General features: G+C 53.2%; 1 protein-coding gene. It reads left to right on the top strand.

The features are described 5' to 3' along the window. Nucleotides 1-1,466, top strand: a 1,466-nt coding sequence (locus ACTHUM_RS13690; RefSeq protein ID WP_440403133.1) for a DNA translocase FtsK, incomplete at its 5' end; no start/stop codon positions are given. Nucleotides 1,467-1,506 lie beyond the last annotated feature (40 nt).

The following is a 1,506-nucleotide window of genomic DNA, read 5'->3' as shown; positions in this document are numbered from 1 at the left end:
CCACTGCCCTGCTCCTGCCGCCGCAGTTTGACCCAAGCGCCTCGCAAACTGAAGAACAGCTGCTGGAAAACAGCATTACCATCGAAGAAAAACTGGCCGAGTTCAAAGTTAAAGTCAAAGTGATGGACTCCTATTCCGGCCCGGTCATTACGCGCTACGAAATCGAGCCTGATGTCGGCGTACGCGGCAGTGCCGTTTTGAACCTTGAAAAAGACTTGGCGCGCTCGCTTGGCGTGGCTTCCATCCGCGTGGTGGAAACTATCCCAGGCAAAACCTGCATGGGCTTGGAATTACCTAATCCGAAACGCCAAATGATCCGCCTGAGCGAAATCTTCAATTCGCCTGCGTTTACCGAGTCCAAATCCAAACTAACCCTCGCGCTCGGCCAAGACATCACCGGCCAGCCTGTCGTCACCGACTTGGCCAAAGCGCCGCATCTGCTGGTTGCCGGCACGACCGGTTCGGGTAAATCCGTAGGCGTGAACGCCATGATTCTGTCCATGCTCTTCAAAGCAACGCCGGAAGACGTGCGCATGATTATGATTGACCCGAAAATGCTGGAGCTGAGCATTTACGAAGGCATTCCGCACCTGCTCGCCCCTGTCGTGACCGATATGAAATTGGCTGCAAACGCCCTGAACTGGTGCGTCAACGAAATGGAAAAACGCTATCGCCTGATGAGCTTTATGGGCGTGCGCAACCTTGCCGGTTTCAACCAAAAAATTGCCGAAGCCGCCGCGCGTGGCGAAAAAATCGGCAGCCCGTTCAGCCTCACGCCTGAAAATCCTGAGCCATTGGAAAAACTGCCGTTTATCGTGGTCGTGGTAGATGAGTTTGCCGACTTGATGATGACCGCAGGCAAGAAAATTGAAGAACTGATTGCCCGTCTTGCCCAAAAAGCGCGTGCAGCCGGTATCCATTTGATTCTTGCCACCCAACGCCCAAGCGTGGATGTCATTACCGGCCTGATTAAAGCCAATATTCCGACACGCATTGCATTCCAAGTGTCCAGCAAAATCGACAGCCGCACGATTCTTGACCAAATGGGTGCAGAAAACTTGCTCGGCCAAGGCGATATGCTGTTCCTGCCGCCCGGCACCGGCTATCCGCAACGCGTACACGGAGCGTTCGCATCTGATAATGAAGTACACCGCGTAGTGGAATACCTGAAACAATTCGGCGCGCCTGATTATATCGACGATATTTTAAGCAGCGGTTCGAACGAGGACTTTACCGGTACCAGCCGCAGCAACGACAGCGACCTCGACCCCATGTATGATGAAGCCGTTTCCGTTGTCTTGAAATCGCGTAAGGCCAGCATTTCCAATATCCAACGCCAACTGCGCATCGGCTACAACCGCGCTGCCCGCCTGATTGACCAAATGGAAGCCGACGGTATTGTTTCCCCGGCGGAAAACAATGGCAACCGCACCATCTTGGCGCAAAGCAGTGAGCATTTAGATTAACTTATCTCCATCAATAAAAGGCCGTCTGAAAAGTTTTCAG

The sequence above is a fragment of the Neisseria sp. P0021.S006 genome, from assembly GCF_051956895.1.
This window is presented reverse-complemented; position numbering and strand designations above follow the sequence as displayed.